Annotated in this window: 16 protein-coding genes; 2 read left to right on the forward strand and 14 right to left on the reverse strand. The window is 63.6% G+C overall.

Features of this window, described 5'->3' with window-relative positions; all coding sequences use genetic code 11:
- Positions 1 to 229 precede the first annotated feature (229 nt).
- The 6 genes from LB526_RS00005 to LB526_RS00030 all read right to left on the reverse strand — a co-directional run bounded on the left by LB526_RS00005 (position 230) and on the right by LB526_RS00030 (position 7,852).
- Positions 230 to 637, reverse strand: coding sequence for a carboxymuconolactone decarboxylase family protein (locus LB526_RS00005; protein WP_224625563.1), 408 nt, complete (start codon positions 635 to 637; stop codon positions 230 to 232).
- Between the two features lie 366 nt (positions 638 to 1,003).
- The gene (locus LB526_RS00010; RefSeq protein ID WP_224625564.1) at positions 1,004 to 2,500 is read right to left on the reverse strand and encodes a sugar ABC transporter ATP-binding protein; all 1,497 of its coding nucleotides are present in this window, start codon (positions 2,498 to 2,500) and stop codon (positions 1,004 to 1,006) included.
- Positions 2,500 to 3,552: a hypothetical protein gene (locus tag LB526_RS00015; protein WP_224625565.1), complete on the reverse strand. Its 1,053-nt coding sequence runs from the start codon at positions 3,550 to 3,552 to the stop codon at positions 2,500 to 2,502. Before LB526_RS00015 ends, LB526_RS00010 begins: the two co-directional genes overlap by 1 nt.
- Positions 3,549 to 5,672, reverse strand: coding sequence for an ABC transporter permease (locus LB526_RS00020; RefSeq protein WP_224625566.1), 2,124 nt, complete (start codon positions 5,670 to 5,672; stop codon positions 3,549 to 3,551). The genes LB526_RS00015 and LB526_RS00020 overlap by 4 nt, the downstream gene beginning before the upstream one ends.
- Positions 5,673 to 5,754: 82 nt before the next feature.
- Positions 5,755 to 6,780: a sugar ABC transporter substrate-binding protein gene (locus LB526_RS00025; RefSeq protein WP_095770191.1), complete on the reverse strand. Its 1,026-nt coding sequence runs from the start codon at positions 6,778 to 6,780 to the stop codon at positions 5,755 to 5,757.
- Positions 6,781 to 6,865: 85 nt separating this feature from the next.
- Positions 6,866 to 7,852, reverse strand: a complete 987-nt coding sequence (locus LB526_RS00030; RefSeq protein WP_224625567.1) for an ABC transporter permease — start codon at positions 7,850 to 7,852, stop codon at positions 6,866 to 6,868.
- Positions 7,853 to 8,291: 439 nt separating this feature from the next.
- Here LB526_RS00030 and LB526_RS00035 point away from each other — a divergent pair, with 439 nt between their 5' ends.
- Positions 8,292 to 9,293 carry an ornithine cyclodeaminase family protein gene (locus LB526_RS00035; RefSeq protein WP_224625568.1) on the forward strand — a complete coding sequence of 334 codons (1,002 nt, stop codon included), beginning with the start codon at positions 8,292 to 8,294 and terminating at the stop codon, positions 9,291 to 9,293.
- Positions 9,290 to 10,786, forward strand: coding sequence for a histidine ammonia-lyase (gene hutH, locus LB526_RS00040; protein WP_224625569.1), 1,497 nt, complete (start codon positions 9,290 to 9,292; stop codon positions 10,784 to 10,786). The genes LB526_RS00035 and hutH overlap by 4 nt, the downstream gene beginning before the upstream one ends.
- An 18-nt stretch (positions 10,787 to 10,804) precedes the next feature.
- On the opposite strand, the gene LB526_RS00045 is transcribed toward hutH, so the two are convergent.
- The 8 genes from LB526_RS00045 to LB526_RS00080 all read right to left on the reverse strand — a co-directional run bounded on the left by LB526_RS00045 (position 10,805) and on the right by LB526_RS00080 (position 17,950).
- Positions 10,805 to 11,608, reverse strand: coding sequence for a 3-methyl-2-oxobutanoate hydroxymethyltransferase (locus LB526_RS00045; RefSeq protein WP_224625570.1), 804 nt, complete (start codon positions 11,606 to 11,608; stop codon positions 10,805 to 10,807).
- A gap of 29 nt (positions 11,609 to 11,637) precedes the next feature.
- Positions 11,638 to 11,952: a MocE family 2Fe-2S type ferredoxin gene (locus LB526_RS00050; RefSeq protein WP_224544909.1), complete on the reverse strand. Its 315-nt coding sequence runs from the start codon at positions 11,950 to 11,952 to the stop codon at positions 11,638 to 11,640.
- Positions 11,953 to 11,981: 29 nt separating this feature from the next.
- Positions 11,982 to 13,073, reverse strand: coding sequence for a fatty acid desaturase family protein (locus LB526_RS00055; protein ID WP_224625916.1), 1,092 nt, complete (start codon positions 13,071 to 13,073; stop codon positions 11,982 to 11,984).
- 24 nt (positions 13,074 to 13,097) lie between these two features.
- Positions 13,098 to 14,012 (reverse strand): sugar phosphate isomerase/epimerase family protein, encoded by a 915-nt coding sequence (locus LB526_RS00060; RefSeq protein ID WP_224544910.1) that lies wholly within the window; start codon positions 14,010 to 14,012, stop codon positions 13,098 to 13,100.
- A gap of 50 nt (positions 14,013 to 14,062) precedes the next feature.
- Entirely contained in the window at positions 14,063 to 15,151 is a 1,089-nt protein-coding gene (locus LB526_RS00065; protein WP_224522908.1) for a Gfo/Idh/MocA family protein, read from the reverse strand.
- A gap of 77 nt (positions 15,152 to 15,228) precedes the next feature.
- Positions 15,229 to 16,293, reverse strand: a complete 1,065-nt coding sequence (locus LB526_RS00070) for an ABC transporter ATP-binding protein (protein WP_095769774.1) — start codon at positions 16,291 to 16,293, stop codon at positions 15,229 to 15,231.
- Positions 16,293 to 17,081 (reverse strand): ABC transporter permease, encoded by a 789-nt coding sequence (locus tag LB526_RS00075; protein ID WP_224522909.1) that lies wholly within the window; start codon positions 17,079 to 17,081, stop codon positions 16,293 to 16,295. Before LB526_RS00075 ends, LB526_RS00070 begins: the two co-directional genes overlap by 1 nt.
- Positions 17,081 to 17,950: an ABC transporter permease gene (locus LB526_RS00080; RefSeq protein ID WP_224522910.1), complete on the reverse strand. Its 870-nt coding sequence runs from the start codon at positions 17,948 to 17,950 to the stop codon at positions 17,081 to 17,083. Before LB526_RS00080 ends, LB526_RS00075 begins: the two co-directional genes overlap by 1 nt.
- Between the last annotated feature and the right edge of the window lie 3 nt (positions 17,951 to 17,953).

Below are 17,953 nucleotides of genomic sequence, written 5' to 3' on the forward strand. Positions count from 1 at the left end.
CAAAACCGCTCCCATGGCCTTCAAAAAACGCCTCATTAGCCCAACAAACAGAATTCACTCTCCCGTGCAAAGCCCTCCTTGTGGGAGAAGGTGGATCGGCGCGAAGCGCCGAGACGGATGAGGGGTGCTCCAGAAGACACCAGCCTCTCACACCGCTGGAACACCCCTCATCCGACCGAGCTTCGCTCGGCCACCTTCTCCCACAAGGGGAGAAGGAGAAGCCGGCGCCTCACTTCACCTCGAATTGCGGATCGACAGGAATCTGCATTGCCGTGACCAGGTGATTGGTCTGGCCGGCAAGCCCGATGATCGACACAAGCTCGCCATGCTGCGCGTCGGTCATGCCCTTGGCGCGGGCGGCGGCCGTGTGCGAGTGGACGCAATAGGAACAGCCATTGGCAGTCGAGACCGCGATATAGATCATCTCCTTGGTCAGCGGATCGATCGCGCCGTCGGCGACCATCACCGCCTTGAGCTGCTCCCACACCCGCTTCAGCGCCGCCGGATCGTTGGCCAGCCCGCGCCAGAAATTGTTGACGAAGTCGGATTTTCGCGTCGCCCGGATATCGTCGAACACCGCCTTCGCCGCCGGAATCTTTTTGACCTCGGCATCGCTGAGCAGTTTTGTGGTGGCCATGGTGTTTCCTTTCGTTTGAATCGCTGGTCGAGGTCGTTGAACCAAGTGTTGCGCATAGACAGCTAACGTGTTTGTCCGATTCAGTTTTTAGCTCGAAGCAACACACTGCCGCGGAAATTGGCCGAAGCACCTCAGCATCGTCATTCCAGGGCGGAGCAAGGAGCGAAGCGACGCGCGCAGACCCTGGAATCCATTCCGTGACCTCGCGCGAAGGGCGCAGCGGAGCAGAATTCTGGACCGTAGCCGCGCCTGAAAGTCCCGGCATGGATCCTCGGGTCTGCGCGCGTCGCTTCGCTCCTTGCTCCGCCCGTGGATGACGACGTCGCGGAGGCTCCGGCCAATTGTCAAGGTGCCACCAGCGACACCCTAGTGCACTGCCGCGTACATGATCTTCTCCTCCGTCGCCTCCGCCGGCGAGAACTCCTCGACGATACGGCCCTGTCGGCAGACCAGGATACGATCGGACAGGTTCATGATCTCCGGCAGGTAGGACGAGATGACGACGACAGCGAGGCCCTCGTCGGCCAGTCGGTTGATGATCTGGTGGATCTCGGCGATGGCGCCGACATCGACGCCGCGTGTCGGCTCGTCGAAAATGACGATGCGCGGCTGCTGCACCAGCCCCTTGCCGATCACCACCTTCTGCTGGTTGCCGCCGGAAAGCTCGACCACGCGGGCGTTGTCGTTGATCGCCTTGATGTTGAGTGTCTTGGTCCATTCGGCCGAGAGCTGCCGCATCTCCTGCTGGTTGATCACCCAGGCCTTTTCGCGGCCCGCGGCGAGCAGGCCGCCGAACAGGTTCTCGGCGATGCCCATCGTCTCGAAGATGCCTTCGCTCTTGCGGTCCTCGGTGACATAGACGATGCCGTCGGCCACCGCCTCGCTCGGCACGAGGTAGCGCACCGGCTTGTCGTCCAATTCAATCGCGCCACCGCGCAAAAAGTCGCGCTTGTAGATGCCCGAGACAATCTTGAAGGTCTCGGTGCGGCCGGAGCCGATCAGCCCGAACACGCCGGTGATCTGGCCTTCGAAGATCGAGAAGGAATTGTTGCGCACGATGTTGCTCATCGAGATGTCCTGCACCGACAGCACTTTCTTGCCGGCCTTGCGCAGCTTCGTCTCGTCGCGCTGGCGGTAGATCTGCCCCGACAGCGAGCGCCCGACCATGGCGGCGACGATCCTGTCGCGGTCGAAGGCGGATGTCTGGTCGGTGATCACCAGCTCGCCGTCGCGCAAGATGGTGATGCGGTCGGCGATCATCAGCGCCTCCTCCAGCGCGTGACTGATGAAGACGATCGACACGCCGCGCGCTTTGAGCCTGCGGATCAGCGCGAAGAAATGGCGTTTTTCCTCCGGCGTCAGCGTCGCTGTGGGTTCGTCGAAGATGATGATCTCGGCATTGTGGTGGACGGCGCGCGCGATCTCGACCATCTGCCGCTTGGCAGCACCCAGCGTCGCCACCATCGCATTGGGATCGACCGGAAAATTCAGCGACTGCAGGAATTGCTGCGCCGAGATGTAGGTGCCGCGCAGCCGGTTGAGGAATTTCTCCGTGCCGAGATAAAGGTTCTGCGCCACGGTCATCGACGGCACCAGGCTGGTCTCCTGGAACACCATGGCGATGCCCGCTTCCAGCGCGGCGTGCGGCGAGGCGTAAGCCGTCTCGACGCCCTTGTGGAACATCTTGCCCGAAGTCGCGTCGACGACGCCGGCGATGATTTTGGTCAGCGTCGACTTGCCGGCGCCGTTCTCGCCAAGCAGCGCATGGATCTCGCCTTTCCGCAGATCGAAGCTGACATTCTTCACGGCCGGCACGCCGCGATAAGTCTTGGTGACGTTTTCCAGACGGACGATCGGTTCCATCAGAAACCTCCCGAAGCGAGGTCGAGCGCCAGCACGCAATCACCGCCCTTCGCGGCGACGAACAGGCGACCGTCCTTTTCCGCCACGCTGCAGATGCCGTGCCGCGTGCCGTTGGCGCGGCTGTGCAGGCTGAACTGCGGCTGCAGGGCCCGGTCGAGTTTCACGACGAGCCCATAGGAGCGGCTGGGCGACCACGGCTTGTGGATGCCCATGGTGCGGATGCCGCCGCATTGCAGCGGCTCGAGGAAGCTGCGGTTGGAGGCCAGCGCCGGCGCAATCCAGTAGGCTGGCGGCACCTGGCCGATCATGTCGCGGCGATAATGTGTTTCCTGCAGCACGAATTCGATCAGCCGGTTGCGCGGCGCAAACAGCGTCAGCCATGCGCCGCCGCCGGCCGGCGCCAGCCGCGCCGGATAGCCGGGCAGATGCGTCAGCACCGTGGTGCGGTTGCCAGTCGCGCCGTCAAAGCGCACGAGCTGGTGGCGCCAGCTTTCGCTCACCAGCACGTTGGCGCCGACCGGGTGAAGCCCATAGGGAAAGGCGACGTCGCCGGCGATCTTCTGAAAACCGATGCCACCCGCCCCGCACCGCCACAGCGAACCGGATGCGCCCTTCTTCATCAGGTCGGCCGCCCATTGCGACGGAGCATGTTCGCTGGAGCCATTGGCCAGCCACAGCGTGCCGTTATCGGCATAGGCAAGCGCTGTGATGCACCTTAATTCGGCCGGCAGCGAAACCTCCTTGCCGGCAATCAGCAGTCTGCCGCTCTCCAGCCCGACGGTCAGTTCGCCCGATGGCGACAGCGCCAGCGCGGTGATGGGGGATTGAAAGGTTTCGACAGCGACGGGCTCGGAACCAGCCGCAACCGCCAGGATAGCGTTGCCGCTGGAGACAAGCAGCCGCCCGTCAGACACCAGCAGATTGTCCGGCTCGCTCAGTTCGGCGAAGGCCGGCGCGTCGTCCAGCCGCGTGTTGGGGCGAAAGGCGCCGTCGAGCGGCGGTATGGTGACCGCCTTGCCGCGAAAGACATCCAGGATCGGATCGAGGATCATGGCTTGTCTCCCCAATAGGAAGCGGGGCTCGTCCAGTTCGGGTCCGCACCACTGATCTTGTAGCGCCCGATGCGGTTGTTGAGGATGCCGCCGACGAACAGGTAGCCCTTGTGCTCGCGCATCGAGGTGACCATCGGATGCGCGTTGCCGGAAAGATCGCCGAGCGTCTCGACAATGCCGCCCTTCTCGTTGAACTTCACCACGCCGCCGGTGTTGATGTTGGGAAACAGCCACTCGTCCTGCGGCAGGCGGCGCGTCATGCGCTTGCGCATGTCGGGATGGCGCAGCGATAGGTCGAAGCTCGGCGTGCGCATGCCGAGCCACGCCATCCAGTAATTGCCGTCCGAGGCACGGTTGATGTTGTCGGGATAGCCCGGCATGTCGCGGATGACGCATTCGGCGGTGCCTGCCTTCGGCCCTTCCAGCCAATAGCGATGCACGCGGCAGGCCCAGCTTTCGGCAAAGAACAGCGACTTGCCGTCATGCGCCATGCACACGCCGTTGGTGTAGCGATAGCCGTCGAGCAGCGTCTTGGTCGAACCGTCCTTCGGGTCGTACACCAAAAGACGGCCCGTGGCGCGATTCTCGATCGAGTCCAGCGCCCAATCATGGGCATCATATCGCTTGGTCGAATCCGTGAAATAGATGCGGCCGTCTAGCGCGATGTCGCAATCGTTCGGGTCGCGCAGACGCGCATCGTCGACGATCGAGGTCCAGGAGCGTGCCGTCTCTGCCGAGAGGCGCTTCACCTCCCGGTCCGGCGAGACCGAATAGAGCCCCATGGCGCCGACGCAGCTGATCAGATTGCCGGCCCTGTCGAAGGCCAAGCCCAGCGGAAAGCCGCCTATATGGGCAAAGACTTCGGAACGCCGGTAGTTCGGTGCGAAGAAGCGGACGATCTCGCCATGACGCGTGCCGCAATAGAGATGGTCGTCGCGGTCGAGGATGACGTCCTCCGGCCCTTCCAGCTCGCCGAGCCCGATATGGTCCGCCGCCGAGAGCCGGTTGTCGAGCTCGTAGGACGTGCCGGAACCGGGCGCAGCCGATTGCGTCTCGCCCATCTTGAGGTAGACCGGCGCGACATAGACCTCGTTCAGCACCTTGTGGCGGTTCTTCAGCCAGCGGATGTCGATGGTGACGGCGACCGCAAGCAGGATGCCGAGCACCATCTGGTTGGTGCCGGTGCCGTATCCAAGTCGGATCAGGCCGTTGGTCATGGTCAGCACGATGATGGCGCCCATCAAGCCCTTGACCACCGAGCCGCGTCCGCCGCCCAGGCTGACGCCTCCGACCACCGCCGCGGTCAGCGCCATGATCTCGAGATTGAGGCCGGTGCCCGGCCCTGCCCCGCTCAACCGGCAGGCGATCAGGAAGCCGCCGATCGAGGCACAGAAGCCGGAAAAGACATAGGTCATGAACACGGTGCGGCGCACCCGGATGCCGGCATTATGCGCCGAGCGCCGGGAGCCGCCGACCGCCAGCACATGCCAGCCCGGGCGCGAGCGCGTCAGCGCGATATGCGTGATGACGGCGAGGATGATGGCCAGCCAGACCGAGACCGACAGGCCCCAGAACGTGCCGTCGCCGATGAAGTCGAGCACATCGGAGCTCGCCTGCGAAAGCTGCACGTCGGCGGCATAGGTGGTGACGAGAATGTCGAACAGCGCTCGCCCGAAGATGAAGGTGACCAGCGTGGTGAGGAAGGCACGCAGCCTGAGATAGCCGACGAGGTAGCCGTTGACGGCGCCGAAGACGAGCCCCGTGCAAAGTGCCGCGGCCAAGGCCAGCCAGATCGACTGTTCGAGAATGAAGAAGACGTAGACGGCGGAAAAGCAGGACAGCGCGAAGATTGAGCCGACCGAAAGATCGATGCCGCCGCCCAACATCACCACGGTCATGCCGATGACGACCAGCGAGAACTCGCCGAGCTGTCGCGTGGATTCCTGCAGCGAGGTGAGCTTGAAGAAGCCCGGAATGATCGAGCCGAACACGCCGAGCGTCGCCACCAGCGCCAGGAAAGGTATGGCGTTGTCGGTCCAGCGCTTGGTCAGGATCTCGCCGACCAGATGGTCGGGCACGAGATTGTAGCGCCAGGCCTGGAGGCGTTCACGGAAATTCATCGGCTGCTGCTGTCATTAAAAACGGGAAAGAGGCGGCCGGAACAATCCGGCCACCCCGTGGATGCTTTTCCGGCTGCGCGGCTTATTTCGCCGCCGCTTCGGCTTGCAGAGCCTTCAGGTCCCAGCAGCTGTCGGGCTTGAGGTCGGCCTTGGTCGTCGCCTTCTCCAGCGTGTAGATGTAGGTGTGCGAGGTGCCGGCCGGCTGGCCGCTCTGCAGCAGGAACTTGATGATGGCGTTCATGTCGCCCGACTGGCGGGCAAGATCGGTCATCACCACGGCGCCATAGGTGCCGTCGTTCAGCTTGTCGCAATCGGCCGCCTTCTCGCCGCCGCCGGTGGTGACCAGGAACACCTTGCCCTCGAGCTTGGCGTCGCGAATCGCGGCCGAGGCACCAGTGGCGTCGCCGTCCCAGAAGTCGATGATCGAGCAGATGTCCGGGTGCTGCTGCAGCATCGTCGTCGTCACGTTGCGCGAGGTGGTCGCGTCCCAATTGGAATCCGGCTTTGCCACCACCTGGAAGTCGGGATGCTTCTCCAGCACCTTCATGATGCCGGCATACTGGTAGAGGCTAGACGAGTTCGCCTGGTCGCCCTGCACCAGCCCGATCTTCTTGGACGAATTCTCGCCGCAGCCTTTGATCGCCGCTTCGGCTTCGAGCTGGCCGAGCTTGTCCCAGTCGCTGCCGACGAAGGCGTCGGCCGGGAAGTTCGCCGGATTGTCGACCAGCAGCACATAGGTGCCGGCGGCCTGCGCCTTCTTCATCAGCTTCGAGTAGGAGTTGAGGTCGGGCGCATGAATGATCAGCACGTCCGGCCGCGTGTCCGAAGCGATGGCGTCGGTGATCGCCTGCGCGCCGGCATCGACCACCCAGTTCGGGTCGCGGGTCTCGAATGTGCCGCCCCAGGCCTCGACTTCCTTCTTCAGGTAGTGCGCCCAACCCTGCGCCAGGTCGAACCCCATCGCCAGCGGCACCAGCATGACGCGCTTGCCGTTGAGCGCCTTGGCATAGGCGGCCGGGCCGGGATCGTCTGCGGCAAAACTCGGCGCCGCGAAGGCGGTAACGGCGAGCGCCGTGGCGGCGGCCATCAATGTTCTGAGTAGTCTCATGTCACACCTCTGGTTCGGTTTTCGTTGCCGGGCGATCGTCGCGATCGCCCGGGTACCCGAGAGCAAGATGGCCTTGCCATCTGCTCTAAATGTCGCCTTGTTGCGCGGTCTGCTCGTCGCGCGGATTGATGATGCCGTCGACGATGATGGCCCCGAGCAGGATCGCCGCCTTGATCAGGTTCTGGTAGAGAAGCGGAATGTCGATGATGGTCATGGCGTTGAGCAGGATGCCGATCAGCGCCGCCCCCACCAGCACATTGCGCACCCCGCCCCTGCCGCCCGAAAGGCCGATGCCGCCGATCACCGCCACCAGGACGATGTCGTAGAGCAGCGTCGAGTTGACGATGCGGGTGTTGATCGAATGCAGGCTGGCTGCCGTCAAAAGCCCGGCGACCAGCGCCACGAACGCCGAGAGCACGTAGCGCAGCATCAGCATGGGCCGTACCGGAACGCCGATGTTGCGGGCCGCGACCGGATTGTCGCCGGCGAAATAGATGAAGCGGCCCCATTTGGTGTAGCGCAGGAACAGGAACACCAGGAAAGCCAAACCGGCGAAGACGAACACCTCGACCGGAATATCGAGGAAGCGGACGCCGCCGAGCAACTCGACCCAGTGTCCGCCGGGCACCGGCACGGCATCCTGCGTGATCAGTTGCGAGCGCACATAGCCGAACACAAAGGAGCCGGTGGCCAAGGTCACGAAGATCGCCGGCACGTCGGCATAGGCGACGAGAAAGCCGTTGAGCAGGCCGATGGCCAGTACGCCCGCCAGCACATAGACGAAGGCGAGTCCGTCCGAGGTTCCGGTGTTGAGCAGTTGCAGGTACCAGGCGACCGACATCGCCATGATCGCCACCGCCGACAGGTCGATGCCGCGGCCGATGATGACGACCGCCATGCCAAGCGCCAGAATGCCGAGCACCGAGACCGAGCGCACGATGGCCACCAGATTGTCGGCGGTCAGGAAACCTGGCAGGCCCAGCGCAGCGGCGGCGAACAACAGGATGGCGATGGCAAAGACGATGCCTTCCTGATTAAGGCGCCTCCAGTTCGGCCAGCCGGTCGCATTCATCGCTTGTGTCTTTCGCCCCGAGGGCAAGGCCTTGCCGGCCTGCACCCCGCATGAAAGCTAATCGGCTCAACAGCGGCTCGTCAAATGAATCCGCGTTCAAGAACCGCGCCTCTCCGACTATTTTCCGAGTGGACGCATCGATTGCCGTAACTGGCGCAATTGGCGGAAACTCTTGGGCTTTTGGCAGTTCGTTGCCGTGATCGCACGGCGCGCGAAAGAACCTGTTCGGACCCCGCGGGACCGGCGCAATTCGAGTCCGCAAAATGCGCCCGACACGACGTCAATTGTTCGCTGAATGGCCTGAAATCTCGGCGCGGCATCGGCCGGCAGGACTAGGCAAACATCGCCGTGGCGCCGGCCCAGTCCAAAGCTTATCCAACAAACTTCCGTGTCGCCGTTTCGCCTGTTATGGATGAGCCGGGGTGGCCGAGGAAAACGCATGAAGCCGATTTATATCGACTATCTCAATGCTCTCGACATCGAAGCGCTTGCCATGGCCGACGCCGAGATCATCGGCGCCGTCGAAGCCGGGCTCGTCGCGCAGGGCAACGGCCAGACGGTGATCGAGCCGCGCGTCCATCTCGAGCCGGATCCCTCCTTCCACGGCCACTTCAACGTCCTGCGCGGCTATGTGGCGCCGCTCGACGCCGCCGGCGTGAAGATCGTCGGTGACTATGTCGAGAACTACAGGCACGGCCTGCCGTCGGAATTCGGCATTCTCAATCTTTTCGATCCGCGCACCGGCACGCCGCGCGCCATCCTCGACGCCACTGTCATCACCGATATGCGCACCGGCGCGGTCACCGCCATCGGCGCCAAGCATCTGGCGAAGAAGTCGTCCAAGGTGCTCGGCCATATCGGCGCGCGCGGCACCGCCTATTGGAACGTGCGCCTGCTCGACCATCTCTTCGACTTCGACGAGATCCGCGTCCACTCACGCCGCCCCGAAAGCCGCGATAGCTTTGTCGCGAAGCTGGCGGCCGATCTCGGCAAGCCGGTCATGGCCGTGGCCGACTGGAAAAGCTGCGTCGAAGGCGCCGACATCGTCGTCGAAGCCTCGCGGCTGCCGGAACCGCAGCCGCTGCTCAAGACCGAATGGATCAAGCGCGGCGCGTTGGTCGTGCCCTATGGCACGATGAGCGCGGTCGAGCTGTCATTGACCGATATCATGCAGAAGATCGTCGTCGACGACTGGGGCCAGTGCAAGGGCGGCAAGTTCGGCTCGCTGCGCGCCCATGTCGAGACGGGACGGCTGAGCGAGGCGACGCTGCATGCCGAGCTCGGCCAGATCGCGGCCGGCCTCAAAGCCGGCCGGCAAAGCGATGGCGAGACGATCCTGTTCTGGCATCGCGGCCTCTCGCTGTCGGACATCGCGCTGGGCAAGGCCATGCTCGCCAAGGCCGCGGAAAAAGGCATCGGCCAGAGGCTGCGCTTCGCATGAGCCCGCTCGTTCTCACCGGCGCGGGCATCAGCATCGAGGATGTGGTTGCCGCCGCGCGCAACGCCTGCAAGGTCGAGATCACGCCTGCCGTGCTTGAAAAGCTCGACAAGGCTCGCCAGGTCCTCGATGCAGCCGCGGCCGGCGGCCAGCAGATTTACGGGCTGAACACCGGGCTCGGCGCCAATCTCGTCACGGCTGTCGTAGGCGACGCCGGCGCCTTCCAGCGCCAGCTGATCGAAGGCCGCAGCGCCGCCGTCGGCGATGCTCTGCCGGTTCCGGTGGTGCGGGCGTCGATGTTCGCCCGCCTTGCGATGCTCGCTTCCGGTGGCTCGGGCCTGTCGCCGCGCGTGTTCACCGCGCTGGTCGAAGCGCTCAATGCCGGCGTGCATCCCGTGATGCCGTCGCTCGGGTCGATCGGCGCCGGCGATCTTCTGCTGATGACGGCGGTCGCCCGCGTGCTGATTGGCGATGGCGAAGCCGAATATCAGGGCCGCCGCATGCCTGCCGCCAAGGCGCTGATGATGGCGCGGCTTGCACCGGTCACTCTCTCGCCGAAGGACGGTCTTTCCCTGATCAACGCCTCGGCCGTTTCCGTCGGGACCGGAGCGCTGGCGCTGACCGATGCGCTGTCGGCGCTCGACCAACAGCAGCAGGCCGGCGCGCTGACGATGGAAAGCATCGGCGCCAACCGCACCATCCTCGACCCGCGCCAGCATCAGGCACGCCCGGGCGCCTGCCAGCAGCTTGCGGCCAAGGCGCTGCGCGACCTCTTGGCGCGCGATGAGGCGCCGGCGCCGACCACCATCCAGGACCCGCTGTCGATCCGCTGCATGCCCTCGATCCACGGCGCGCTGATCCAGGCGATCGACCATGCACGGCTGGCTGTCGAGATCGAGCTCAACGCCGCCGCCGACAATCCGCTGGTGCTGGCCGATGATGAACTGGTCATGTCGACCGGCAATTTCCACACAGCGTCGCTGGCGCTCGCCTTCGAGACGCTTGGCCTGGCGATCGCCCAATGCGCGGCAGCGTCTGCCGCGCGCTTCGTCCAGCTCACCGGCTCAACCCGCCACGGCCTGCCGAAATATTTGTCGCCGGTCGGCGGCGCCTCTGCCGGCTTCGTGCCGCTGCAGAAGACGGTGGCGGCGATCCTGGCCGCGATCCGCCACAAGGCCAATCCGGTGATGCTCGATTTCCTGCCCGTGTCCGAGGGCGTCGAGGATCACGCCACGCAGACGCCGCTCGCCGTCGCCAAATGCGCCGAGATGATCGAGCTGTGGCGGCGGCTGATCGCCTTCGAGCTGATGGCCGCGGCGCAGGCCATCGACTTGCGCGAGGGCATGGCGCTCGCGCCGGCCACCGGCGCGATCCACGCGGCCGTGCGTTCGCATGTGGCGACGCTCAAGGAAGACAGGCCGCTCGGCATCGACGCTGAAGCGCTCTATGCCGCTCTCGTCAGCGGAATCTGGCAAGGCCCTCCGGCCACGGGCTGACGCTTTTCGATTCTTGGTTCAGGGCTTTGCGTCCACCTTCCTCACGAAGTGGGTGAGCTCGTCCGGATCCATGTGCACGACATGCCTGTCTTCCGGATAGGCGCCGCTGTTGACGTCGGCGACATATTCGGAAAACGCCGCGATGCGTTCCTGCTGCAGCCGGTCATATTCGGCGGCGAAGTTGCGATAGACTTTCGAGTGGCGCGGCATGTGACCGCGATTTGTGCCGAGAATATCTTCGGCGAACAGATATTGCGCGTCGCAGCCGGTGCCGGCGCCCATCGACAGCATGATCAGCGAAGTACGTTCCGAGATCGCCTTCGCCACTTCCACCGGCACCACCTCGATCTCGGCGCCGATCGCGCCGGCAGCTTCCAGCTGCTTGACCGCCTCGAACACCTGCATGGCCGTATCGGCTGTCTTGCCGACCGCCTTGAAGCCGCCGGTCCAGGTCGCGCGCGACGGGATCAGGCCGACATGGCCGATCACCGGGATGGCGTCGTCGGCCATGCGCTTGATCGTGGCGTAGCCGGCGCTGCAATAGACCGCGTCGGCGCCGGCTTTGTAGAGCCGGAACGACCAGCGCACGAAATCGTCGGCCGTGCCGATCTCGAAGAAATTGTCGCCCGGCATGGTGAAGAGGCTGGGCGCGGCGTCGCGATATTGCGGGTTGAGAACCAGTTCCGGCGGCACCGAGACGATGTCGACCCCTGCCCGCTCGGCAGCCTCGGCTTCCTCCAGCGTCAGCACGCGCAGCATGGTCAATTGCCGCTTGCCCTTCATGGCGCGCAGATCGGCAACGGTCGGTCTCTTCCGGCTCATCGGTTACATCCTGTTTTGTCTGGCGGCTTTCAGCCGATATCGATCATCACCTTACCGGCCTCGACCTTGACCGGATAGGTCTTGAGGTTGACGCAGACCGGCGCGCCCTTGGCCTGGCCGGTCTTGTAGTTGAAGCGGCCATTGTGCTTGGGGCATTCGATGATGTCGTCCATCACCAGCCCGTCGGCCAAATGCGCCTTTTCATGCGTGCAAAAACCGTCGGTGGCGAAGAACGCGTCCTCCGGCGAGCGGTAGATCGCGAAGGTGCGGCCGCCATGGTCGAAGCGGATCACATCCTCCTCGTCCACGTCGTCGACCTCGCATGCTTCGACCCACTCCGCCATCGTCTGTCTCCAGTTTGCCTATGCTGCGCCTATTCGGCGGCCGCGGCCGTTATGTCGAGATCATGGAATTCGCCGCGATACGGCTTGGCCGTCAGCGGCAATTCGCGCTTGAGATAATAGTCCTCGTATTTCAGCTGCCTGAGCAGCACCGGCCAGACCTCGCGATAGGCATGCCACATCGACGGGTTCGCCACTGGCAGATCGTGCTTGATCAATTCATGCAGTTTCGGCAGCGCGTGGTACGGAACCATCGGGAACATGTGGTGCTCCACATGGTAGTTCATGTTCCAGTAGATGAAGCGGCTGACCGGGTTCATGTAGACGGTGCGCGTGTTCAGCCGGTGATCGGTGACGTTGTCGGCCAGCCCGATATGCTGCAACAGCCCCGTCAGCACCATGTGCCAAGTGCCGTAGAGCCGCGGCAGGCCGATCAATACGAGCGGTATCCATGATCCAAGCGCGATCGCGACAGCAATCGTCGCGGCATACACGACCATGTGCCAGCGCGCCGCGGTCACCGCCTTGTGCTGCTCCATCTCCGGAATGTAACTCTTCTCGTCGTCCGACAATGTGCCGAAGGCCTGGCGCACCAGCGTCGGCAGCGCATAACGGAAGTCGAGGATGCCCGTGAAAGCAAGCGCCGCCTTGATGAGGTCCGGCGGCCGCATCACCGCAATCTCGGCGTCGCGGCCGACGATGATGGTGTCGGTGTGGTGGCGCGCATGGCTCCAGCGCCACTGCACCGGGTTGCGCATCAGCATGAAGGAAGCGATGTGGTAGACGACGTCGTTCATCCAGCGCGTGCGGAAGGCGGTGCCGTGGCCGCATTCGTGCCAGCGCGAGTCGCTCGACGAGCCGTAGAGCACGCCATAGACGAACAGGAACGGCACGACCCACCAACTGCCCCAGAACCAGACGATGCCGGCCGCCGAGCCCAGGATCGCAACGATCCAGATGATGGTGTCGCGGATCGCCGGCCCGTCGGAGCGCTGCATCAATTCCTTCATGGTCTTGCGCGGCACGTCGGTATGGTACCACTCGGCCGAGGCGAGCCCGGTCTCGATCGCAAGCCGAGTGCTTTCGCCGACAAGGCTGTAGTCGCGCTTGCTGCTGCTGGCCATCGCCATCGTCATATTCCCCAGCCGTCAAACTCCGTTGGCGCAGAATTTCTCATCGAGGAATTTTTTCGCGCGCGGCACGTCGTCCTCGGTCAGGTGCTCGATGATCACCGGGATGTTCGGATGCTTCTCGCTGAGCCGCTTCAGATAGAGGTCGTAGTTCAGCGCACCGAGGCCCGGCGCCGGCAGCTCGATCTCGCCGACGCCGCGGAAGGTAAGCCCCTCATGCGCGTCCGCGTCACCGATATCGGCATGCTTTTCGGTTTTGTCGCTGCCCGAGCGCTTGACGTCCTTGGCATGCGCGATCCTAATCTTGTCGCTCAGCGTGTCGAACACCTGGTTCAGCACCTGGTCCATGCGGTCGATGTTGTGTGCCTCGAAGTAATTGGTCGGATCCATCAACAGGCCGAGGCCGGGGTGGTCGACCTGTGCGAACATCCTGACCGTCTCCTCGACCGAACCGACGACGTTGTTGACATAGGTCTCAAGCAGAAACACTGCGCCGTGGTCGTAAGCCGTCCGGGCAAGGTCGGAAATCACTTTGCGGCATTCCTCGAACCCCTCTTCGGTCTTGTTCTTCGGGTGGTGAACCCAGTCGGATTCGGTGTTGTAGGTGCCGGTCTCCGAGATCACGTAAGGGCTGCCGAATTCGCGCGCGTTGCGGATAATCTCCTTCAGATACGCCAGTCGCCTGTCGCGCTCGGTCTTGTCCGGATGAATGATGTTGGTGTAGCCGGACACGCAGCAGACTGGCAGGTTATGATCGCGAAATGTGTCGCGCACTTTCCGCGCCTTTTCCGTGGAGATCTGCCCGGCCGACAGGTCGATATCCTTGAAATGCAGGTCGAGCTGCACGGTGTTGAAGCCGAGCGCACGGATGCGCCTGGCGGACTCTTCCAGCTCGTAGGGAAAATAGCCTGTGAAGATACCTGCCTGCATCATGAGGTGAAGTCCTCTGGGTAAGCGATTCAGTTGCCCTGCCTTTTAGTCGCCTAGTCGACAGAGATTTCGGACAGCCTGATCGTGCGACCTTCCGCCATCGATCGGTAGCCGGCCTCGACCAGCGCCATGGTCTTGACGTTGTCGGCGACCGACAGCGCCGGCGGCGTGCCGGTCTTCAGCGCGTATTGCAACTGCTCCATGACGCCGATGAATGCATGCGGGAACCACATCGTCTCCCAGCTTGGGCTGACCCATTTGCCGCCCGTCGTTTCGCTCGAGGCATGGGTCAACGTCGACGCGACGCCCTTCGGCCATCCAATCGTGCCCTTGGCGACGCCCTTGATGCCGTCGACCCGCCAATTGATGTGCTGATCGTCCTCGTAACCCTCCTGGCGCGGGCCGGACCAGACGTCCTCCAGCAAAACGGCAAGCACGCCCGAGGGGAAGCGCAGCGTCGACACGGTGATGCCGTCCGAGTGCTCGAACGCCGTGCGCGGATCCTTGCGCGTCAGCGTGGTTATCTCCTCCGGTTCGCCAAAAAGGAAACGCAGCACGTCGAGGTGATGCACGCTCATATTGGCGAGCGTCAGTCGGTCGTAATCGGCAAGGAAGGTCTGCCAGTGCGGGATCGCGTGCATGTCGATCTCGGCAAAGACGATGTCGCCAAGCGCGCCGCTGTCTATGATCTGCTTCAAGACGCGCATCGACTGATCATAGCGCATGTTCTGATTGACCGAGAGGATCTTGCCGGACGCAGCCGTTTCGTCGCGCAGCTTCACAGCTTCCTCGACCGAAAGCGCCAGCGGCTTCTGCGCCAAGATCGCTTTGACGTGCGGCTGCTTCAACGCATGGCGGATCAAAGCCGGTTGCTGATCGGGCGGAAAGGCCAGATCGACGATCTCGACCTGGCTGTCCTCGATCAATTGCTCCGGTGTCTCGTGGACGGTCGCAATATTCCAGCGATCGGCGACCTTCTGCGCATTGGCTTTGGTGCGCGATGCTATGGCGACCGCCGGAAAACCGGCTTCGTGATAGGCGGCGAGATGGCATTCGGCCATGATCATGCCGGCGCCGATACAGCCGATCCGATATTCCCTGACCCGAACTGTCACGTCCGGTTCGAAGCCTATACTCGCCATCCATTCCTCCCTTGGAGGATGGATATAACGCCATGGTCCGGACCTCAGCCAAGGCCCGCGCCATCATTTCCCATCAGTCAGGCCGCGATCAGCACCGTGCTGTCCGGCGACCAGCTCAGCACGACGGGCTGACCCTCTGCGAGGCGCTCGGCGCCGGTGTTCTGGACGATCACCTTCAGCGTCTGGCCGAAGCGGTCGACGAAATAGGTGCTGTTGTTGCCGGCAAAGATGCGTTTCGAGACCTGCCCCGTGAGCGTGTTGACATTGGCTGGATCGGGCTTTGCCGCGCCGGGCGAAATCCGGATGCGCTCGGGCCGAACGGCGCAGCTCGCCTTGGCGCCGGCCGGCACCGATGCGCCTGTCGAAGCCGCGATCGTCGTGCCGTCGGGCAGCCTGATCCCTGAGCCGGTCGCGTTGCCGTGAAAGATATTGGCGTCGCCGAGGAAAGTCGCGGCGAACTCGCTTTGCGGCCTGTCGTAGATCTCTTCCGGCGGTCCTTCCTGCACCAGCCTGCCGTCGCGCAATATGCCGATGCGGTCGCTCATCGTCAGCGCCTCTTCCTGGTCGTGGGTGACGAAAATGGTCGTGATGCCGATCTCGCGCTGGATGCGCTTCAGCTCGATCTGCATGTCGACGCGCAATGCCTTGTCGAGCGCGCCGAGCGGCTCGTCGAGCAAGAGCACGCGCGGCTTGGTAACGATGGCCCGCGCCAGCGCCACGCGCTGGCGCTGGCCGCCGGAGAGCTGGTGCGGCTTTCGCCCGCCGAGCTTGCCGAGCTGCACGAGATCGAGCGCGCGTTGCACTTCCGCAGCGATTGTCGCTTTCGGCTCGCCGCGCACCGACAGGCCGAAGGCGATATTGTCGGCGACGCTCATATTGGGAAACAGCGCATAGTTCTGGAACACCATGCCGATGCGCCGCTTTTCGACCGGCACGCGCTCGACGCTCTCGCCGCCGATCGCAATGCGGCCGGAATCCGGAAAATCGAAGCCGGCGATCTGGCGGAGCAGCGTGGTCTTCCCGCTGCCCGAAGGTCCGAGCAGCGCGTAGAAGCCGCCATCGGCAAAATCGATCGAGACATCGTCCAGCGCCTTGTGCGCGCCGAAGCTGCGCGAGACGTTCGCGACCTGGACGCCAGCCATTATTTCTCTCCACCAAACTTGAAGAAGCGCGCCGTGAGCAGCATCAGCGCCATCGACACGACAATGATGATCGTCGAGACCGCGTTGATCTCGGGCGTGAAACCCTTGCGGATCGCGGCATAGATTTCGACCGGCAATGTCGTCTGGCCGGGCGTCGACAGGAAATACGAGACCACGAACTGGTCGAACGACACGGCGAAGGCGAACAGCCCGCCGGCGATCACCCCAGGCATGATCCACGGCAAAGTAACCCGCATGGTCACCTGCCACTGGTTGGCGCCGAGCGAGCGCGCCGCTTCCTCCAGCTCTGGCGCGAAGGTCTGCAGCCGGGCCGACACGACGACGATCACATAAGGCAGCGCCAGCGCGACATGGCCGAGCAGGATTGCCACCAGCCCGCGGCCGATGCCGACGCCGAAGAAGAAGATCAGCATTGCCGTGCCGGTGATTAGCCACGGGATGGCGATCGGTGGGAAGAGCAGCGCCTGCAGGACTTTCTTGCCGCGGAAGTCGTAACGGTAGAGCGCCAGCGAGGCCATCGAGCCCAGCACCGTCGAGATCAAAGTGGTGATGACGGCGATCTCGATGCTGTTCCAGGTCGCCGCGATCAACTGGTCGTTCTGCCAGAGCGATGAATACCAGTCCGTCGTCCACTCGAACGGCAATTGGTAGAAGGGCGAAGCGTTGAAGGACATCGCCGCCATGATGATGATCGGTAGGTAAAGGAAGCCGAGCAAAAGCACGATGTAGAAGCGCCCGAGCCATTCGAGGATGCGCGTCGTCGCCATCACGCAGCCCTCCGCAGGACAGGCGCCGCCAGCGCCAGGATGATCAGCACGACCGCGAGCAGGATAAAGGAGAGTGCCGCGCCCAGCGGCCAGTTGAAGACGGCGACGAACTGGTCCTCGATGATGGTGCCGTAGAAGGTACCGGTGCGGCCGCCGAGGATGCGCGGCTCCATGAAGGAGCCGACCACCGGTACGAAGATCAGCGCGGCACCCGCGATCAGGCCCGGCATCGACAGCGGGATGATCACCCGCCACAGCACCTGCCGCCGCGATGCGCCCAGCGAGCGGCCCGCCTCGATCAGCGAATCATCGATGGCCTGCAGCGTGAGATAGCAGGTCAGCACCATATAGGGCACATAGGAGTGCACCAGGCCGATGATGACGGCTGGGTAGGAATACATGAGATCAATGTTGATCTTGAACGGCAGCACCGCATTGAGCGCGGTGTCGAGGATGCCGCCTTCGCGCAGCACCATCGCCCAGGAGAAGATGCGCACCAGCCCGTTCGACCAGAAGGGCAGGATAACGAGCAGGAAGATCGCCTCGCGGCTGCGCCCTTTCAGCACCTTCGCAAGCACATAGGCCGCCGGGTAGCCGATGACGACGCACCACAGCGTCACCTCCAGCCCGAGCCGCAGCGATGAAAACAACAGCGTCGAATAGAGGCTCTGCGAGAAGAAAGCTGCGTAATTGCCGAGCGTGAACGACCATTCCTTTCCGGCCAGCGGCAGGTCGGTCATGAAGGAGAAGAACACCATGGCCGACAGGGGTAGGAAGATCGCGATCGTCAGCCAGAGATAGGCGGGAAGGAGAAGCGGCAGGGCCGGCTTCAGTCCGCGGCGCGAACCGATCGCAAGCTGGTCAGCCATCTG

Source organism: Mesorhizobium sp. CA6 (genome assembly GCF_020165035.1).
Classification (GTDB): Bacteria; Pseudomonadota; Alphaproteobacteria; order Rhizobiales; family Rhizobiaceae; genus Mesorhizobium.

Coding starts and splice junctions, on each gene's coding strand:
- LB526_RS00005 (WP_224625563.1), bottom strand. CDS start 637: ATGGCCACCACAAAACTGCTCAGCGATGCCGAGGTCAAAAAGATTCCG.
- LB526_RS00010 (WP_224625564.1), bottom strand. CDS start 2,500: ATGGAACCGATCGTCCGTCTGGAAAACGTCACCAAGACTTATCGCGGC.
- LB526_RS00015 (WP_224625565.1), bottom strand. CDS start 3,552: ATGATCCTCGATCCGATCCTGGATGTCTTTCGCGGCAAGGCGGTCACC.
- LB526_RS00020 (WP_224625566.1), bottom strand. CDS start 5,672: ATGAATTTCCGTGAACGCCTCCAGGCCTGGCGCTACAATCTCGTGCCC.
- LB526_RS00025 (WP_095770191.1), bottom strand. CDS start 6,780: ATGAGACTACTCAGAACATTGATGGCCGCCGCCACGGCGCTCGCCGTT.
- LB526_RS00030 (WP_224625567.1), bottom strand. CDS start 7,852: ATGAATGCGACCGGCTGGCCGAACTGGAGGCGCCTTAATCAGGAAGGC.
- LB526_RS00035 (WP_224625568.1), top strand. CDS start 8,292: ATGAAGCCGATTTATATCGACTATCTCAATGCTCTCGACATCGAAGCG.
- hutH (WP_224625569.1), top strand. CDS start 9,290: ATGAGCCCGCTCGTTCTCACCGGCGCGGGCATCAGCATCGAGGATGTG.
- LB526_RS00045 (WP_224625570.1), bottom strand. CDS start 11,608: ATGAGCCGGAAGAGACCGACCGTTGCCGATCTGCGCGCCATGAAGGGC.
- LB526_RS00050 (WP_224544909.1), bottom strand. CDS start 11,952: ATGGCGGAGTGGGTCGAAGCATGCGAGGTCGACGACGTGGACGAGGAG.
- LB526_RS00055 (WP_224625916.1), bottom strand. CDS start 13,073: ATGGCCAGCAGCAGCAAGCGCGACTACAGCCTTGTCGGCGAAAGCACT.
- LB526_RS00060 (WP_224544910.1), bottom strand. CDS start 14,012: ATGATGCAGGCAGGTATCTTCACAGGCTATTTTCCCTACGAGCTGGAA.
- LB526_RS00065 (WP_224522908.1), bottom strand. CDS start 15,151: ATGGCGAGTATAGGCTTCGAACCGGACGTGACAGTTCGGGTCAGGGAA.
- LB526_RS00070 (WP_095769774.1), bottom strand. CDS start 16,293: ATGGCTGGCGTCCAGGTCGCGAACGTCTCGCGCAGCTTCGGCGCGCAC.
- LB526_RS00075 (WP_224522909.1), bottom strand. CDS start 17,081: ATGGCGACGACGCGCATCCTCGAATGGCTCGGGCGCTTCTACATCGTG.
- LB526_RS00080 (WP_224522910.1), bottom strand. CDS start 17,950: ATGGCTGACCAGCTTGCGATCGGTTCGCGCCGCGGACTGAAGCCGGCC.